The 16,618-nt window shown below is 66.3% G+C and carries 15 protein-coding genes; 6 read left to right on the plus strand and 9 right to left on the minus strand.

Going from position 1 to position 16,618, the window contains the following annotated elements:
* Positions 1-203: 203 nt before the first annotated feature.
* Both AB0H00_RS08280 and AB0H00_RS08285 read right to left on the minus strand, forming a co-directional pair.
* The gene (locus AB0H00_RS08280) at positions 204-1,085 is read right to left on the minus strand and encodes a CoA-transferase (protein ID WP_357262822.1); all 882 of its coding nucleotides are present in this window, start codon (positions 1,083-1,085) and stop codon (positions 204-206) included.
* Positions 1,086-1,145: 60 nt separating this feature from the next.
* A complete protein-coding gene (locus AB0H00_RS08285) occupies positions 1,146-1,910 on the minus strand; it encodes an enoyl-CoA hydratase family protein (protein ID WP_357262825.1) in 765 nt (254 codons plus the stop codon).
* A 65-nt stretch (positions 1,911-1,975) separates the two neighbouring features.
* Here AB0H00_RS08285 and AB0H00_RS08290 point away from each other — a divergent pair, with 65 nt between their 5' ends.
* The 3 genes from AB0H00_RS08290 (at position 1,976) to AB0H00_RS08300 (ending at position 4,958) form a co-directional block, all read left to right on the plus strand.
* Positions 1,976-2,800 (plus strand): SDR family oxidoreductase, encoded by an 825-nt coding sequence (locus AB0H00_RS08290; RefSeq protein ID WP_357262828.1) that lies wholly within the window; start codon positions 1,976-1,978, stop codon positions 2,798-2,800.
* A 148-nt stretch (positions 2,801-2,948) separates the two neighbouring features.
* Positions 2,949-3,860 carry an SDR family oxidoreductase gene (locus AB0H00_RS08295; RefSeq protein WP_357263446.1) on the plus strand — a complete coding sequence of 304 codons (912 nt, stop codon included), beginning with the start codon at positions 2,949-2,951 and terminating at the stop codon, positions 3,858-3,860.
* A gap of 834 nt (positions 3,861-4,694) precedes the next feature.
* Positions 4,695-4,958, plus strand: coding sequence for a hypothetical protein (locus tag AB0H00_RS08300; protein ID WP_357262831.1), 264 nt, complete (start codon positions 4,695-4,697; stop codon positions 4,956-4,958).
* 431 nt (positions 4,959-5,389) lie between these two features.
* Here the strand turns inward: AB0H00_RS08300 and AB0H00_RS08305 are convergent, their stop codons facing one another.
* Both AB0H00_RS08305 and AB0H00_RS08310 read right to left on the minus strand, forming a co-directional pair.
* Positions 5,390-5,806: a helix-turn-helix domain-containing protein gene (locus AB0H00_RS08305; protein WP_011207048.1), complete on the minus strand. Its 417-nt coding sequence runs from the start codon at positions 5,804-5,806 to the stop codon at positions 5,390-5,392.
* Positions 5,807-6,167: 361 nt separating this feature from the next.
* The gene (locus tag AB0H00_RS08310; RefSeq protein WP_357262834.1) at positions 6,168-7,331 is read right to left on the minus strand and encodes a steroid 3-ketoacyl-CoA thiolase; all 1,164 of its coding nucleotides are present in this window, start codon (positions 7,329-7,331) and stop codon (positions 6,168-6,170) included.
* Positions 7,332-7,433: 102 nt separating this feature from the next.
* Here AB0H00_RS08310 and AB0H00_RS08315 point away from each other — a divergent pair, with 102 nt between their 5' ends.
* On the plus strand, positions 7,434-8,735 hold the full coding sequence (locus AB0H00_RS08315) for a cytochrome P450 (RefSeq protein WP_357262837.1): 1,302 nt from the start codon (positions 7,434-7,436) through the stop codon (positions 8,733-8,735).
* Between the two features lie 66 nt (positions 8,736-8,801).
* Here the strand turns inward: AB0H00_RS08315 and AB0H00_RS08320 are convergent, their stop codons facing one another.
* From AB0H00_RS08320 to AB0H00_RS08340, 5 genes are all read right to left on the minus strand, one after another.
* On the minus strand, positions 8,802-9,218 hold the full coding sequence (locus AB0H00_RS08320) for a nuclear transport factor 2 family protein (RefSeq protein ID WP_357262840.1): 417 nt from the start codon (positions 9,216-9,218) through the stop codon (positions 8,802-8,804).
* 40 nt (positions 9,219-9,258) lie between these two features.
* Positions 9,259-10,143 carry a TIGR03619 family F420-dependent LLM class oxidoreductase gene (locus tag AB0H00_RS08325; RefSeq protein WP_357263449.1) on the minus strand — a complete coding sequence of 295 codons (885 nt, stop codon included), beginning with the start codon at positions 10,141-10,143 and terminating at the stop codon, positions 9,259-9,261.
* 5 nt (positions 10,144-10,148) lie between these two features.
* Positions 10,149-11,246 carry a thiolase domain-containing protein gene (locus AB0H00_RS08330; protein WP_357263452.1) on the minus strand — a complete coding sequence of 366 codons (1,098 nt, stop codon included), beginning with the start codon at positions 11,244-11,246 and terminating at the stop codon, positions 10,149-10,151.
* Positions 11,247-11,365: 119 nt separating this feature from the next.
* Positions 11,366-12,403 (minus strand): thiolase domain-containing protein, encoded by a 1,038-nt coding sequence (locus AB0H00_RS08335; RefSeq protein WP_357262843.1) that lies wholly within the window; start codon positions 12,401-12,403, stop codon positions 11,366-11,368.
* Positions 12,404-12,415: 12 nt separating this feature from the next.
* A complete protein-coding gene (locus AB0H00_RS08340; RefSeq protein WP_357262846.1) occupies positions 12,416-13,369 on the minus strand; it encodes an OB-fold domain-containing protein in 954 nt (317 codons plus the stop codon).
* Positions 13,370-13,641: 272 nt separating this feature from the next.
* Between AB0H00_RS08340 and AB0H00_RS08345 the strand changes: the two genes are divergently transcribed.
* A complete protein-coding gene (locus AB0H00_RS08345; RefSeq protein WP_357262849.1) occupies positions 13,642-14,676 on the plus strand; it encodes an LLM class F420-dependent oxidoreductase in 1,035 nt (344 codons plus the stop codon).
* Positions 14,677-14,719: 43 nt separating this feature from the next.
* Positions 14,720-16,258 (plus strand): acyl-CoA synthetase, encoded by a 1,539-nt coding sequence (locus AB0H00_RS08350; protein WP_357262852.1) that lies wholly within the window; start codon positions 14,720-14,722, stop codon positions 16,256-16,258.
* The last annotated feature ends 360 nt before the right edge of the window (positions 16,259-16,618 follow it).

The raw sequence follows: 16,618 nt of genomic DNA on the forward strand, positions 1-16,618 counted from the left end.
ACGCGATGGTGTCTCATCGTGCCTCCTGTGTTATGCGGGGGTTCCCGCACCCCGTCGGCGCGATGAGCGCTGCGCGATGGTGTCTCATCGTGCCTCCTGTGTCATGCGGGGGTTCCCGCACCCCGTCGGCGCGATGAGCGCTGCGCGATGGTGTCTCATCGTGCCTCCTGTGTCATGCGGGACACTCGGGTCCGCTTCTCTCATCACGCGCCACCTTCCGCGAACTCACGTACGGCGGCCTGGTACTGCTCCTCGGAGACCGCCAGGTATTTGTCGACGAATGCCTGCCATGCCTCCGGGGACTCGGCGGACTCGACGTAGTGCTTCTGGAACTTTTCGTCGCGGCGGTAGCTGTCCCCTGCGAGGGTGAAGTGGGCGCCGCCGGGCGCCTCCACGACGCCGTCGACCATCATGCGATTCAGCAACAGCGATTGCAGCGGAACGGTTTTCACCAGTTCCTCCGTCTCGACCACGCGTTCCACCGAGACGTAGCGCCGCTGCGCCGCAAGGCAGAACAGGTCGTCGAAATATGGGTCGACGCCGGTGTAGGCCGCGTTGCCGTGCGGGTCGCCCAGGTTCAGATGCACCAGCGCCGCATCGAGATTCAGCGCGGGCATAGCGATCAGCGTTTCCGGCGTGCCGTCCTGGCCGGGGTAGGGCGATTCGACCGTCTTCAGCTCGCCCTGCCAGAAGTTCGGGACATCCGAGCCGAGTCCGGCGCGGATCGGCAGGAACGGCAGCCGCGCCGCCGCCGCCTCCAACCCGCACTTGAGCATGCCCTCGTCCATCTCGCGCGCGACCAGCGAGCCCGAGGTACGGGCCTTGCCGAACCACGGGTCGTAGAAAGGCGGCGAATCCAGTGAAACGAAGCCGTAGTACGCCTTGCGCACCTTGCCCGCCGCGCACAGTAGCCCGAAATCCGGCCCGCCATAGCCGACTACCGTCAGGTCCGTGATGTCCGAACGCAGGATGGCCCGCACCAGTGCCATCGGCTTTCGCCGCGACCCCCAGCCACCGATGCCGATTGTCATCCCGCTGCGCAGCTCGCCTACGACCGCGTCGAGCGACATCCGCTTGTCTCGCATGGCCTTTCGCTCCCTCTCTGATTGGTGGGCACTCTCGGGCCCGTCATTCGCGCCGTAGTCCTACTGCCCGGCCTTGCGTGCCGCCAGGTCGTCGTCGAACCGGGCACGGATCTCGTCGGCGACGCCGGCGAGGTTGAGTTCGAAGGTGAATCCCTGCTCGTACCGGTAGCTGCGGTGCACGTCCTGCACGTCGATTCCGTTGAGTGCCCGCTTAGCCGCCCGAATCACCCGGCCGTCCTTGGCCGCGATGTTCTTCGCCACTTCCATTGCGGCCGCGTCGAGTTCGGCGCGCGGCACCACCTGGTAGACCGAGCCGTGGTGCTGTAACTGCTGGGCGGTGATAGTGGTCGCGGTGTAGAACAGGGCGCGCATCAGATGCTGTGGCACCAGTCGGGCCAGGTGGGTCGCCGCGCCGAGTGCGCCGCGGTCCACTTCGGGCAGGCCGAATGTGGCGTCGTCGGAGGCGATCACGATGTCCGCATTACCCACCAGCCCGATGCCACCGCCCAGGCAGAAGCCGTGCACCACGGCGATCACCGGCACCTGGCAGTCGTAGATCGCGCCGAATGCCTCGAAGCAGCCGTGGTTCGCGTCGATCAGCGCTTGATGGCCGGGCTTGCTCTGGATCTCCTTGATGTCCACGCCCGCGTTGAAGCCGCGGTTCTCGGCGCGCAACACGACGACTCTCGTGTCCTGGTCACGACCCGCCGCACGCACCTCGTCGGCGATAGCGAACCAGCCGTCGGTGGGGATGGCGTTGACCGGCGGGTAGTCGACCGTGATCACGGTGATGCCGGTTGATTCGGAGTGACGGTTGATCCCCATCGCAAGTCCCATCAGGTATACCCAGCGCATTGGCAAAGCAAGCAGTTGCTTGGTAGGTTAGCACGGTGGCACTCGAAATCGATCTGCTCGGCCGCGTCGTTCTGGTGACCGGCGGCGTGCGCGGCGTGGGCGCGGGGGTGAGCAAGGCGTTCCTCGCCGCGGGCGCGACCGTTGTGGCCTGTGCGCGACGGCCCGCGGAAGTTCCCGTCGAACTCGACGGGCGGGTGATCGAATACCTGCCGTGCGATGTTAGGGACATCGACGCGATCCGAGCGTTGATCGACGCGATCACTGGACGCCACGGCCGTCTGGACCACGTTGTCAACAACGCGGGCGGTGCCCCTTTCGCGCTCGCCGCTGACGCGAGCGCGAACTTCCACGCCAAGATCGTCGAACTGAACTTGCTCGCCCCGCTGCTGGTGGCGCAGGCCGCCAACACGGTGATGCAACAGCAGCCCGAGGGCGGTTCGATCCTGAACGTCTCCAGCGTCAGTGGGCACCGCCCGTCGCCCGGCACCGCAGCCTATGGCGCGGCCAAGGCGGGAATGGACAGCCTGACCGCCTCACTCGCCGTCGAGTGGGCGCCGAAGGTTCGAGTCAACTCGCTGGTCGTCGGGCCGGTCGATACCGAACTGAGCCAGTTGCACTACGGCGACCAGGACGGCGTCGACGCGGTGGGTCGCACCATCCCGCTGGGCCGCATGGCCCGCCCCGACGACATCGGCCGCTGTGCTGCCTTCCTCGCCTCCCCGCTGGCCGCCTACGTCAGCGGCGCGACCCTGCTGGTGCACGGAGGTGGCGAGCGGCCCGCTTTCCTCGCTGCCTCCACCGCGGCCGCCGGTAGCAGCAATCCTGAACACACCGGACACACGACGAGGACACAGGCGTGAGCGGTCAGGACCGGAGGAGGCAGTGGAGCGTGACCACGGAGGGCCCCGCTCATGCCGGAAAAGGACACCAGGTGTGAGCGGTCAGGACCGGAGGAGGCAGTGGAGCGTGACCACGGAGGGCCCCGCTCATGCCGGAAAAGGACACAGTATGGACACCGAGCAGATCTGCGCCGGACGCACCGTTATCGTCACCGGCGCGGGCCGGGGCATCGGCCGCGCGCACGCTCTCGCCTTCGCCGCCGCGGGCGCCCGCGTCGTGGTCAACGACCTCGGGTCGACGCTGGACGGCGCCGCCACCGGGGAGACGCCCGCCCAACAGGTCGTCGCGGAGATAGAGGCGCTCGGCGGCGAAGCCGTGGCCAACGGCGACGACGTGGCGGACTGGGAAGGCGCGCGCAGCCTCGTCCACCAGGCCGTCGACACCTTCGGCGGCTTGGATGTGCTGGTCAACAACGCGGGCTTCGTTCGCGACCGGATGCTGGTCAACCTGGGCGAAGACGAGTGGGACGCGGTGATCCGCGTGCACCTCAAAGGCCACTTCGTCACCATGCGGCACGCGATCGAGTACTGGCGGGCGGAGTCCAAGGCCGGGCGTCCGGTCGACGGCCGCATCATCAACACCAGCTCCGGCGCCGGACTGCAGGGGAGCGTCGGCCAGGGCAATTACGGCGCGGCCAAGGCGGGGATCGCAGGTCTGACGCTCACCGCCGCCGCCGAGTTCTCCCGCTACGGCGTCACGGTGAACGCCATAGCCCCGGCCGCCCGCACCAGGATGACCGAGACTGTGTTCGCGGAGACGATGGCCAAGCCCGAGGACGGCTTCGACGCCATGGCGCCGGAGAACGTCTCCCCGCTGGTCGTGTGGCTGGGCAGCTCGCGTTCCGCGGCGGTGACCGGCCGGATGTTCGAGGTCGAAGGTGGCAAGGTGGCATTGGCGGACGGCTGGCGGCACGGGGTCGCTGTGGACCGTGGCGCCCGCTGGAATCCGGCCGAACTCGGACCCGTGGTGGCCGACCTGATCGCCAAGGCGACTCCGCCGGAACCGGTCTACGGGGCCTGACCGGTTGCCACCTTCTGGGATGCGATGCGGGGATGAGGGTCTATCATGGGCACCCATCCGTTGAACAGTCCCGTGTGAGAGTCGCGACCGGGCACATATCTGCGCTTCACTGATGAGGGGAAGGCTGGCGCATGGCCGTAGGTCGCACGCTCCGTGTGGCAGCGATAGCTGGGGCTGTCACCGGCTTTGCGCTACTCGGCGGCCCGATCCACGCCGCGGCGCCACCTGGGGATTCCTACCCGTCCTCTCTCGCGGAGCCCAGTTCGCTGCCCTACCACGCCGGTGATGCCGGGTATCCGCTGACGGTGCCGAGCCGACAGTCCGAGCGCAGCGCAGTTCCGACGAATCCGGTGATCCGTTCCGATTCAGGCGACGCGGGTTCCGCGACAGGGAGATCGGCAGCCGGTTCGGCTATGGGTACTGCTGGTTCGGGGATAGCACTGGGTTCTGTATCGGCTGGTCTCGGTGTGGTGCTCGGTGCCGGCGCCTCGGCCGTCGGTTCTGCCGCCGTGGGGGACCGGGTCCGCCGCTGTCGGCGCCGGTTCGGCCGCAGTCGGCTCTGTAGGCGTCGGCTCGGCAGGTGTCAGTTCGGTCGAAACCAGTTCGGCCGCAACCGATTCCGCCGAAACTTGTTGCCCCGCGGTCGGTTCGGTCGCCGCCGGTTCAGCCAGTCCGATACTGCTGCTGCTGATTTCGCCCTCGAAGACCTCGGCACCGCTTCTGCTCGCGCTTCATCCGCCGATCATTTCGTCGGCGCCAGACATGGTGGCATCGCGGATTTCGCAGATTCTCCCACCCGTGCTGGTGCTTTCGCGGGTACAGGCGCCCGCGTCGATGTTTGTACCACCGCCCGCTGCCGTGCCTACGCCGTCCGGCGAGCCGAATCACAATGTGCGCCCGACCAGTCCCGACGACTGCCTACCCGCCCCCGGGGTGCGGTCGGTGATCGGCGTCCTTATCGCGCTCGGCCTAGCGGGAGCCGGGTCCGGCGCCGTCAGCTTCCAGCGCGCGTCGACCACGCACGCCGGGATCGAAGCGGCTCGTGCCCGCGGAGGTGGCGTCCCCGCCTGCCTCGGTGGCGGAGCGCGGACCAGGTGACGCGGTGGCGCGCAACCGCGGGCGATGTCGCGGTCGACACACGGTGGATTGCTCCATCGGGGGGATTAGTACGCGCGGTGGGTTCCATGCCATCGCCAGGGCCTCCGAATCGGCGTGGTCCGGACACGCTTGGAATTGATCAATCCGGTGGGAAAGCCGTCAGCTCGGTGCAATACTGATCAACCGGTCTTATATTCGAACCGACCGGTGTGGCAGTGAATCCGGTTCGGCGCGAAGGCTGTACTCCGTGCCGCCCTGAAAGTCGTTATGCGGCGCGCGATCCGTACCGCATGACATAGTGGCCCGCGGCCATGCCCCTATTTTCTCGGGCAAGACCGCGCGCCCGTAATGTGCAGCACCCGTCTTAAGAGGGTGCATAACACAGCACAGTGCGACCCAGTGGGTCGCACTGTGCTGCCGTGCAGGAGAACCTATTCGGTGCCATCCGGAGGAATTTCGGGCAAGCCCTCGCTAGCCCGCAACTTCTCCGCCATAGATGTGAGTAGGTTCTGAGATTCTTCGGACAAGTCGAACGCTCTACTCGACAGCCGTCGCAGTCCGTAGCCCTGCAGCTGGGACAGCAATTCCAGATCGTGGTCGATCTTGGCGGCATAGATGTCGTTGAAGAAGTAGTCCGGCTTGACCTTGAAGAACTTCGCCAGGGCGGCCACCGTCTCATCGGACGGGTTCGTCCGCTGTCCCGACCGCAACTGCGACAGGTACGGTTTCGAGATCGGATGCCCGGAGGCCGTCAGCGCAGCCGCAACCTCCGCGTTGGTGTGCGGCTTACGCCCCGGGGGATGCACGGTTTCGAACAGCTTGTTCAGCCGCGCCGCGAAATCAGCCATTGTGAGCCGCCCAATTCCCTTCGCTGTACTAACACTCGTTATCTCGGATACGTATCATTGATATTAGCGGCTCAGTAACTGAAAACCTACGCCTGATTCGGGATTTCCTTGAAGCTTCTAGGTGCCGACGGGGCGAAGACACTGAAACGGTTGCGTTTGCGGGTCGCGCCAAGGGCTCTCGAGAACCCAAGGTGCGGACCGGTTCTGGCCCGTCGCTGCGGTCTTGCTCGCAGCCCTCCTGGTAGCGATAAGATAGCTGACGTCTCATCTAGTTGGCGGTATGTGAGTTTGTGTGGCGTACGACACGTTTCCAGCCCCTGGGGATGAACGTTCAACGTATGGTGCGCGATGGTTGAACTTCTTACAACCTCTCGATGATCGTGCCGGTCGCGAGTGCGCCACCGGCACACATGAGAACCATCGCCGTGCTGCGATCGGTGCGCTCCAGTTCGTGCAAAGCCGTTGTGATGAGGCGTGATCCGGTGGAGCCGACGGGGTGGCCGAGTGCGATCGCTCCACCGTTGACATTGACCCGGTCCATGGCGGGTTGGTGCACCGAGGCCCAGGACAGCGCGACCGACGCGAATGCCTCGTTGATCTCGAAAAGGTCGATATCGCCGATCTTCATGCCGGATCGCTCCAGCAGTCGAGTGCACGCCTGCACCGGGCCGTCGAGGTGGAATTCGGGCTCCGCACCGACCAGCGCCTGGGTGACGATTCGTGCCCGTGGCCGCAATCCGGCACGCTGCGCGGCCTTTTCGTCCATCAGTAGCACCGCCGCCGCCCCATCGGAGATCTGCGAGGAGGAGCCCGCGGTGTGCACACCGCCCTCCAGGACCGGCTTCAGCTTGGCTAGGCCATCGACGGTGGTCTCGCGCAAGCCTTGATCCCTTGTCACGTCGAGCTTTTCGCTGGTGAGGTTGCCATCCTTGTCCACCGCGGGAGCGGTGACAGCGAGTACCTCCCGGTCGAAACGGCCTTCGGCCCAGGCCTGGCTCGCCAGACGCTGGGAGCGCGCACCGAACTCGTCCACATCGGCGCGAGTGATGCCACGCCGCTTGGCAATCCGCTCTGCTGCCTCGAACTGGTTGGGTAGATCGATGGTCCACGAGGCGGGCCTGCGCGGGCCCGCATGTTCACCCACGTTGGCGCCCAGGGGAACTCGGCTCATCGCCTCCACGCCGCAAGCGATGCCGATCTCGATCGCGTCGGACGCGATGAGCCCGGCGATCAGATGATTGGCCTGCTGGGCGGAGCCGCACTGCGCGTCGACGGTGGTGGCGCCGACCTGCCAGGGTAGCCCGGCGTGCAGCCACGCGACCCGGGTGACATTGTTGGACTGTTCGCCCGCCTGGGTGACGCAGCCGCCGATAACCTGCTCGACCTGTGCCGGGTCCAGGTGGGCACGCTCGAGTAGTCCGCGCTGGGCCAGGCCGAGCAGTTCGGCCGCGTGCAGGCCCGACAGCCAGCCGCCGCGCTTGCCGATGGGGGTCCGAGCGGCCTCGACGATCACGGGTGTGCCCATGTCCAACCTTTCCTTATGGGACAGAAAACTGAAACGCGTTCATAGCACTTGTCACGGGTGGATCTGTTCGGTTTCTTTCCTCGTTCTCGCACCTGTGCTTCAATGATTATAGAACGTGTTACAGTTTGTCGAAGGAGCCATCTGGTGGTAGACACTCGGAATGCCCGGCCGGTTCTGCCGGAGGGGTTCGACGTTACGGATCCGGCCATCTACGCCGAGCGTGTTCCGGTCGAGGAGTACGCCGAGCTGCGCAAGACCGCCCCGATCTGGTGGAATCCGAAGTCGCCCGAGGTCAGCGGCTTCCACGACGAGGGCTTCTGGGTGGTCAGCAAGCACGCCGACGTCAAGGAGGTGTCTCGGCGCAGCGACGTGTTCTCCAGTTACGAGAACACCGCTATTCCGCGGTTCAACGACGACATCACCCGCGAGCAGATCGAGATGCAGCGGATCATCCTGCTGAATATGGACGCGCCCGAGCACACCAAGCTGCGCAAGGTCATCTCGCGCGGGTTCACGCCGCGTGCGATCAATGGACTGCGGGCGGAGCTGTCGGCGCGCGCCGAGTCGATCGTGAAGGCGGCGGCCGAGTCGGGCTCCGGGGATTTCGTCACACAGGTCGCGTGCGAACTGCCGCTGCAGGCGATCGCCGAACTGATCGGCGTCCCCCAGGAAGACCGGATGAAGGTCTTCGGCTGGTCGAACGACATGACCGGCTACGACGACCCGGACAACGACGCGGACCCGGTCGCGGCCTCCGTCGAGATCCTGGGATACGCGTACCAGATGGCGGCCTCCCGCAAGCAGTGCCCGGCCGACGACATCGTGACCACGCTGGTCGAGGCGGACATCGACGGCGACAAACTCAGTGAGGAGGAGTTCGGGTTCTTCGTGATGATGCTCGCGGTCGCGGGCAACGAGACGACCCGCAACGCCATCTCGCACGGCATGATGGCGTTCCTGGACAACCCGGACCAGTGGGAGCTGTTCAAGAAGGAACGGCCCGCGACGGCCGCCGACGAGATCATCCGCTGGGCTACCCCGGTCACCTCCTTCCAGCGGACCGCGCTGGAGGATACCGAGCTCGGTGGCGTGCAGATCAAAAAGGGTCAGCGTGTGGTCATGCTGTACCGATCGGCCAACTTCGACGAGGACGTCTTCGAGCACCCGGAGAAGTTCGACATCATGCGCAAGGACAACCCGCACCTGTCCTTCGGCGGCACCGGCGCGCACTTCTGCATCGGGGCGAACCTGGCCCGGCTGGAGATCGACCTGATCTTCAACGCGATCGCCGATCACCTGCCTGACATCAGCAAGCTCGGTGACGCGCGGCGCCTCCGCTCGGGCTGGCTCAACGGGATCAAGGAGTTCCCGGTCGATTACAAGACCTGCCCGGTCGCGCACTGACATGAGTAGGGCCGCACACCGACAATCGGTGTGCGGCCCTACTCGCATCTCGTGGCCGGGGAGCGGTCAGTCCGCCGGTCGGGCAGTCTTCATGGCTCGGTCGACCTCCCAGAACGCGCGCAGGGCGGCGATCTTGCCGTCGTCATCCACTCGGTAGGTGAACACGCCATCGGCGTCGATCCGATGACCGCCGATCGTGCTGCGGATGGTGCCGGTGAAGGCAACCTCCTCGCCGCAAGCGAACGAGTCGCCGAACAAGAATTCGATCAGATCGGTCTTGGCGATCGCCTTGTCCCAGAACGCGGCGATTGCTTCCGTGCCTCGATGGCCTTTGCCCTCCGGATCGAAACCCGAAGGGCCGATGGGGTCTTCCACGATGCCGTCCTCGGCGAACAGCGCGACCCACGCTTGTTTGTCCCGGGCTCGCACCGCAGCCTGGGACGCCAGGCCGGCGACTCTGGCCGGATGCTCGGTGGTGGTCATACGCGCTCCTTTCACCAACGGGTCTGCCGCACTGTGTTCCTCACCGTGCGGGCACGATGCGTTTCGCCACGTTCTGTTCCGCGAATTTTCGTAGCGAGTCCTGTTTGGCGGCGAGTTCGCCGTCGAAGCCGATGCCGTCGGCCAGCCAGGGCACCACGATCGCGTCGGTGACGCCCGCGTCGGCGAGGTCTTGGTACCCGGATCGCCCGAAGCGGTCGATGCACACCGCTTGGATCTCGAATGGCGCGTCGGCCCTGCCGAACTCGGCACGCAATGCGTCCAGCTTGCCGATGGTGCGGCGCAGCTCGTCGTAGGTCATCATGGCCGAGGTCCAGCCATCGCCCACTCGTGCGGCGCGCCGAAGCGCCGCCTCGGTGTGCCCGCCGATGTAGAACGGCACCGGCTGGGTCGGCGCCGGGCTGATCTGCAGCGGGTCGAAGTCGAAGAACTCGCCGTGGTATTCGACCATCCCGCCCGCCAGTACCAGCTTGATGACGTCGATCATCTCGTCCACTCGCGCACCACGTCGCGCGTACGGGACGCCGCACCACTCGAATTCCTCTGGCGCCCAGCCGATCCCGACCCCGAAACCGAACCGATTGCCCGACAGGTAGGCCACTGAGCCGACCTGGCGGGCCAACAGCAGCGGGTTGCGTGAACCCAGCTTCAGCACGTTTGTGTAGAAGCGGATGCGACTGGTCACGGCCGCCATCGCGGTCGCACCGATGAGCGGGTCGACCCACGGCGTGTCCGGCCCCCAGAACCTGTTGCCGTCGGCGGTATACGGGTACTTCGCCGACGCCGACTTCATGTAGAACAGCGAGTCCGGCAGCACGATCGACGAAAACCCGCATTCCTCGGCGGTTTTCGCCAAGTCGGGCAGCTGGTCCAGCGGACTCAGCGCGATCCCGAGACTGAACTTCAGCGTAGTCACCGTCGCTCCGATCCGACTACCCACATCGAGAAGTACTGCGACCCACCGCCGTACGCGTGGCCCAGCGCCTTGCGGGCGCCTTCGACCTGGTAATCCCCGGCCCGCCCCATGACCTGCTTGGCGGCCTCGGCGAATCGGATGAGCCCGGACGCGCCGATCGGGTTGGAGGAGAGCACGCCGCCGGACGGGTTGACCGGCAGGATGCCCCCGATCTCGGTCTCGCCCTTGTCGGTGAGTTTCCAACCATCGCCTTGCGGCACGAAGCCGAGGTTCTCCAGCCACATCGGCTCGAACCAAGAGAACGGCACGTAGATTTCCGCGACGTCGATCTCGCTGAGTGGATCGGTGATTCCGGCCGCCGCCCACAACGCCGCGGCCGCGTCCCGGCCGGCCTGGGGATCGACCTGATCGCGTCCGGCGAAGGTGGTCGGCTCGGTGCGCATCGCGGTGCCGTGTACCCAGGCAACCTTCTTGCCGGTGGCTTCGACGGCGGCGGCCGCGTCTTCGTCGCCGATCACGATCGCGCACGCGCCGTCCGAGGAGGGACAGGTCTCGTCGAATCGAATGGGGTCCCATAGCATCTGCGAGGCAAGCACAGAGTCCAGCGTGATGTCGGGCTGCTTCAGATGGGCGAGCGGGTTCTTGGCACCGTTGCGTCGATCCTTCACCGCGACCATCGCGCCGATGTGGCTGGGCGCGTTGGAGCGCCGGATATAGGAGCGCACGTGTGGAGCGAAGTAGCCGCCCGCGCCCGCGCCGACCGGCATGGTGAAAGGCACCGGAATCGACAACGCCCACATGGCATTCGACTCGGACTGCTTCTCCCACGCGATCGCGAGCACCCGTTTGTGCACGCCGGCTTGCACCAGGTTTGTCGCGACGACGCCGGTGGAGCCGCCGACCGATCCGGCGGTGTGCACGCGCAGCAGCGGTTTTCCGGTGGCGCCCAAGGCATCCGCGAGGTACAGCTCGGGCATCATGACGCCCTCGAACAGGTCGGGTGCCTTGCCGACGACGACAGCGTCGATGTCGGCGATGGTGAGACCGGCGTCGGCGAGCGCGCGATCGATGGCCTCCCGGCACATACCCGCCATCGACACATCGGTCCGTTTCGTCACGTGATGTGTTTGTCCGGTGCCGAGCACCGCGGCCGGGCAACATCCACGCGTCGCCCGGCCGCCACCCCTCACTGAATCGCTGCGCGGTGCCGTATTCATTCGGTCTCCGATTCCAAGACTGTCACAAGGTTCTGCTGCAGCGCTGGGCCGCTGGTGGCATGAGCGAGGGCGCGATTCGCCGAGCCCGCGATGATCGCTTCGGCCGCGAAGCCGATGCGCTCCAGGCCCGCGGCGAACATGGGGTTGGCCGCGAGGGCGCCACCGGACGGATTCACCGCGGCGCCCTTCGTCAGGCCGATCGCCTCGGTGAGGATCAGTTGCTGGTGGCTGAACGGCGCGTGCAGCTCCGCGATATCGAAGCCGCCGGTATCGCCGCCGGTAACCGCCTGGACCGCAGCCGAAGTCGAGGGGGAGACGGTGAGGTCGCGCGCGCCGAGCACCGGGGTGTCCACCCGGTGTGCCATGCCGGTGATCCAGGCGGGACGCTCGCAGAGTTCTCGGGCGCGGTCGCCCACCGCGAGCACGATAGCGGCCGCACCGTCGGTGATCGGCGCGACATCGTGTGCGCGCAGCGGGTCGGCGACATAGGGCGCGTCGAGCAGGCTCGCCACGTCGCCGGATTCCCCCGCGGCCACGGCGGCCATGTCACGCTCGGTCCAGCGACCCGCGTCGAGTCCCGCGCGGGCCTGCAACCCGGCGATGGACAGCGCGTCCGGCCATAGCGGCGCGACCAGGTACGGGTCCAGCTGCATGGTGAGGATCTGGTGCAACGTGCCCGCCGAGGACTTGCCGAAGCCGTAGACCAGTGCGGTGTTCGCTTGTCCGGAGCGAAGTTTCACCCACGCCTCGTACAGCGCCCACGCGGCGTCCATCTCCACGTGCGACTCGTTGATCGGTGGTACCGCGCCGATGGCGTCGACCGCCGAAATGAACGAAAAAGCGCGTCCGGCAAGGTAGTCGGAAGAGCCCGAGCACCAGAAGTCGATATCGGACTTGGTGATGCCGAGCCGGTCGTAGAGCTGCTGGAAGCAGGGCACCAGCATCTCGACACCGTTGGTGGTGCCGAAGGTCTCCGACACATGCGGTGCGTGGGCGAAACCCACGACCGCGATATCGGTGGCGTTGTCAGTCAACGTGCGCCTCTCTCAGAGGTGGTGCTTGTAGGTCTCGTAGTCGGCGTCCGGCTCGCCGGTGGGGCGGAAGTGGTCCACGTTCTCCAGGCCGTAGCCCCACTCCTCGCGTGGCTTCCAGACCGCCTCCACCCGCATGCCCATGCGCACTTCGCTCGCTTCGCACCCGAGCACCAGGTGCAGAAAGGGGATGTCCGCGCCGTCCAGCAGCACGTACGCCGCGACGTACGGCGGCTTGATCCGCTGGCCGAGGAACGGGACGTTCACGATGCAGAAGGTGGTGACCGTGCCGCGATCGGGCAGCTCGATGAAGTCGTTGGTCGGCCTGCCGTCGGTCGGGTTCGCGCCGCGCGGCGGGAAGTACACCTTGCCCGCGTCGTCGGTGCGGCCGCCGATCAGCTTGCCCTCGGCCAAGCCGCGCAGGTAGACGGTTTCCTGCGGGGAGGCAGTGTGTTTGTACGACAGGTCGACCGGCGTCGTGATCACCGTGACCGGGTCGCTAGTGCTGCCGGATCCGGTCGAGGCGCTGGTCTTCTCGCCCGGCTCGAAGCAGGCGATGTCGCGGATGCTGCCCTCGGTCTCCGCCGCCCACCGGGCGGTTACGCGCAACCCTTTGTGGATCTCTTCGGGCGCGGCGACGTCCACCGCGTGCAGCAGGGTGGTGTCGGCGCCGTCGAGCCGGATCAACGCCCAGGCGAACGGGCGGTCGAACGGCTGCCCAGGCAGCGGCTCGCGCACCCAGGTCCACGATTCGACGGTGCCGGTGTCGGCGACGTGAACGAATTCGGTCAGTGGTTCGGCGGTAATCGGGTCGTATTCCGGCGGTGGCACGATCACGCGGCCGTCCGAGCCGCGCGCGCCGACGATCTTGCGGTCGCGTAGTTCGGTCAAAAAGGTCCCGATGGTGGATCCGACGGAGCGGGTGTAATCGAAACGCACCCGCAGGGGCGCGCTGAGTACGTCGGGCACTGAATCCGACTGGCGACGCTCCCGGGTGCCTTCGTGGTTACGCTCCGCCTCCGCGTCCGTCGCTCGCGCCGCGGTGTTCGATCCCGTGCCACTCCCACCGGCGATTGCCGTGGATGCAGTATTCCACTGAGTCACGATATCGAGTAGAACAGGTTCTTATTCTGGTGGCAAGCGGCGGTGTGAACGACGGGCCCGGAGGCGGCGGCTTGCGCCACCGCAGAGGGTCCGCGCACACCGTCGATCGAATAGAGTTGATCGGAAAGGGGTCCGCCGTGAAGTTCGGATTGCAACTCGGGTACTGGATGGCCCAGCCGCCCGTAAATGCGGGCGCGTTGGTGATGGCGGCCGAGGAAGCCGGATTCGACGCTGTGTTCGCCGCCGAATCGTGGGGGTCGGACGCCTTCGGTCCACTGACATGGTGGGGCTCGTCGACGCGGCGGGTTCGCCTCGGCACCTCGGTGGTGCAGATGTCGGCGCGCACGCCCACGGCCACCGCCATGCATGCGCTCACGCTCGACCACCTCAGCGATGGTCGAGCGATTCTCGGCCTCGGCGTCTCCGGGCCGCAGGTGGTCGAAGGCTGGTACGGCCAGCCGTTCGCCAAGCCGTTGCAGCGCACCAGGGAATACGTCGGGATCGTCCGGCAGGTGCTGGCTCGGGAGGCGCCGGTCACCAGCGAGGGCCCGCACTATCCGCTGCCCTACACCGGACCGGGGTCGATCGGGCTCGGCAAGCCGCTCAAGCCGATCGTGCATCCGCTACGTGCGGATTTGCCGATCTGGCTCGGTGCGGAGGGCCCCAAGAACGTGGCGCTCACCGCGGAGATCGCCGACGGCTGGCTGGCTATCTACTACGCGCCCAGGCTGGCCGGGATGTACAACGACTGGCTCGACGAGGGGTTCGCGCGGGCGGGGGCGCGCCGCAACAGGGAGAGCTTCGAAATTGCCGCGAGCTGCCAGGTGGTGATCACCGATGACCCGGCGAGCGAGTTGGCGCGGATGCGGTGGGTCATGGCGCTCTACATCGGGGGCATGGGGGCGCCCGAGCTGAACTTTCATGCCCAGGTCTATCGGCGCATGGGGTATGAGCGCGAGGTCGACGAGATCGGGCGGTTGTTCCAGGCGGGCCGGAAAGCCGAGGCCGCGGCCATGGTGCCGGACGAGCTGATTCTGGACACCGCGATCATCGGCGACGAGGAGTATGTCCGCAAGCAACTCGGTGTGTGGGAGGCGGCGGGCGTCACCATGATGCTGGTGTCGGTTCCGGACATCCCGCAATTGCATCGGCTCGCACCCCTTGTCGAATAGTAGAACACGTTCTAAATTCAATGGGGTGACGACGCAGGAGTCAGTGAGAATTCTCGGTCTGTGGAACATCGCCGAAGCCGAACCCGATCGGATCGCGATGGTCGATCCCTCGGGCCGGGACGTGACGTATCGCGAATTGGCGACGCTCGCCAACCGATACGCCACCGGTCTGCGGGGGCTCGGCCTGGAAACCGGCGACGTGTTGGTGAGCATGGTGCACAACAGCGTCGAGGCGATCGCCGCTTACTTCGCCGCCTATCAGGCCGGTTTGTACATCGTCGCGGTGAACTGGCATCTCACCGGGCCGGAGGTGGCCTACATCCTGTCCGACAGCGAGGCGAAGGCGTTCATCGTCAGCGATCGGTTCGCCGCCGCCGCAAAGGACGCCGCCGACGAGGCGGGACTGCCCGCGTCGGCGCGCTTTTCGGTGGGTGAGATCGAGGGCTTCAAGTCGGTGGCCTGGCTCGGCGCCGCGGATACCGGACGTCCATCGAACCGCAGCACCGGCGCGCCGATGCTCTACACATCCGGAACGACGGGGCGGCCCAAGGGCGTTCGGCGCCCGCTCACCGGGGCCGACCCCGACGTCGTCCCGCCGCAGAGCACCGCGTTCTTCGGCCTCTTCGGCCTCGCGCCCTACGACGAGAATGTGCATATCTGCGGCTCGCCGCTGTACCACACCGCGGTGCTGAACTTCGCCACCATCTCGATCCAGCTGGGACACAAGCTCGTTCTGATGGATCGCTGGGACGCGGAGGACATGCTGCGGCTGATCGACAAGTATCGGGTGACGCACAGCCACATGGTGCCCACGCAGTTTCACCGGCTGCTCGCACTGCCGGAGGAGGTGCGCGCCAAGTACGACGTGTCCTCGCTGCGCAGCATGGTGCACGGCGCCGCGCCGTGCCCGCAGGAGACCAAGCGGCAGATGCTGGAGTGGTGGGGCCCGACGGTCACCGAGTACTACGCGGCCACCGAGGGCGGCGGCACGGTGATCAATGGCACCGACTGGCTCCGCAAGCCGGGTTCGGTCGGCAAGGCGTGGCCGTGGTCGGTGATCAAGGTGCTCAGCGAAGAAGACGGCTCCGAGGTCCCGGTCGGCGAGCCCGGCCTGGTCTACATGCGCATGGGCGCTTCGAGTTTCGAATACCACCACGACACGGCCAAAACCGAGGACTCACGTGTCGGCGACCTCTTCACCGTCGGCGACATCGGACATCTCGACGAGGACGGCTACCTCTACCTGCACGATCGGCGCTCGGATCTGATCCTCTCCGGCGGGGTGAACATCTACCCGGCCGAGATCGAGAACGTGCTCATCACCCATCCGAAGGTCGCCGATGTGGCGGTTTTCGGTATCCCGCATCCGGATTGGGGTCAGGAGGTGAAGGCGGTCGTGCAGCCTGCGGACGGGACCGAGGGCAGCGCCGAGCTCACCACCGAACTGTTAGTCTTCGCCGCAACACAATTGGCGAAGTACAAGATCCCCAAGTCGATCGACTACCTACCCGAACTGCCGCGCGACCCCAACGGAAAGCTCTACAAGCGCAAGCTCCGCGACCGCTATATACCGGCAACATAGACAACTGATTTCGTTACCGCTGATCAGTGCGTACGGCTGACCTGCCGGTCAGCGATCTAGTCAACCATCAGTAACAGCGAGGTGGGGTGCCCCAACTGGGTGCTCCGCCTTTTTCATTCGGTTGGGCCGGCGGTATCGCGAACTTCACGGTGGCGTTGAGCTACCGCCCTGTTGGGTTGCCCGCCGATGGATGTATGCCGGTCAGCGCAGGCGATCCCACCACAGGCTGGTGCGGAAGTAGACGCGCGCCCGGATCTTCCTCTAGAGGGGGATCGGCTGATCGGTCTCGGCGTAACGTTTCATGGTTCTCGGCCTCCCGGACATTCGGTGGTGGTGATCTTGCGGGCTGTCGAGCGGTCG

It is taken from the genome of Nocardia sp. NPDC023852 (genome assembly GCF_040639505.1).
In the GTDB taxonomy this organism is placed as follows: Bacteria; Actinomycetota; Actinomycetes; order Mycobacteriales; family Mycobacteriaceae; genus Nocardia.

Excerpts from the sequence above, each read along its gene's own strand:
- AB0H00_RS08280 (WP_357262822.1), bottom strand. The coding sequence starts at position 1,085 with ATGCGAGACAAGCGGATGTCGCTCGACGCGGTCGTAGGCGAGCTGCGC.
- AB0H00_RS08285 (WP_357262825.1), bottom strand. The coding sequence starts at position 1,910 with ATGGGGATCAACCGTCACTCCGAATCAACCGGCATCACCGTGATCACG.
- AB0H00_RS08295 (WP_357263446.1), top strand. The coding sequence starts at position 2,949 with ATGGACACCGAGCAGATCTGCGCCGGACGCACCGTTATCGTCACCGGC.
- AB0H00_RS08300 (WP_357262831.1), top strand. The coding sequence starts at position 4,695 with ATGTTTGTACCACCGCCCGCTGCCGTGCCTACGCCGTCCGGCGAGCCG.
- AB0H00_RS08305 (WP_011207048.1), bottom strand. The coding sequence starts at position 5,806 with ATGGCTGATTTCGCGGCGCGGCTGAACAAGCTGTTCGAAACCGTGCAT.
- AB0H00_RS08310 (WP_357262834.1), bottom strand. The coding sequence starts at position 7,331 with ATGGGCACACCCGTGATCGTCGAGGCCGCTCGGACCCCCATCGGCAAG.
- AB0H00_RS08315 (WP_357262837.1), top strand. The coding sequence starts at position 7,434 with ATGATTATAGAACGTGTTACAGTTTGTCGAAGGAGCCATCTGGTGGTA.
- AB0H00_RS08320 (WP_357262840.1), bottom strand. The coding sequence starts at position 9,218 with ATGACCACCACCGAGCATCCGGCCAGAGTCGCCGGCCTGGCGTCCCAG.
- AB0H00_RS08330 (WP_357263452.1), bottom strand. The coding sequence starts at position 11,246 with ATGGCGGGTATGTGCCGGGAGGCCATCGATCGCGCGCTCGCCGACGCC.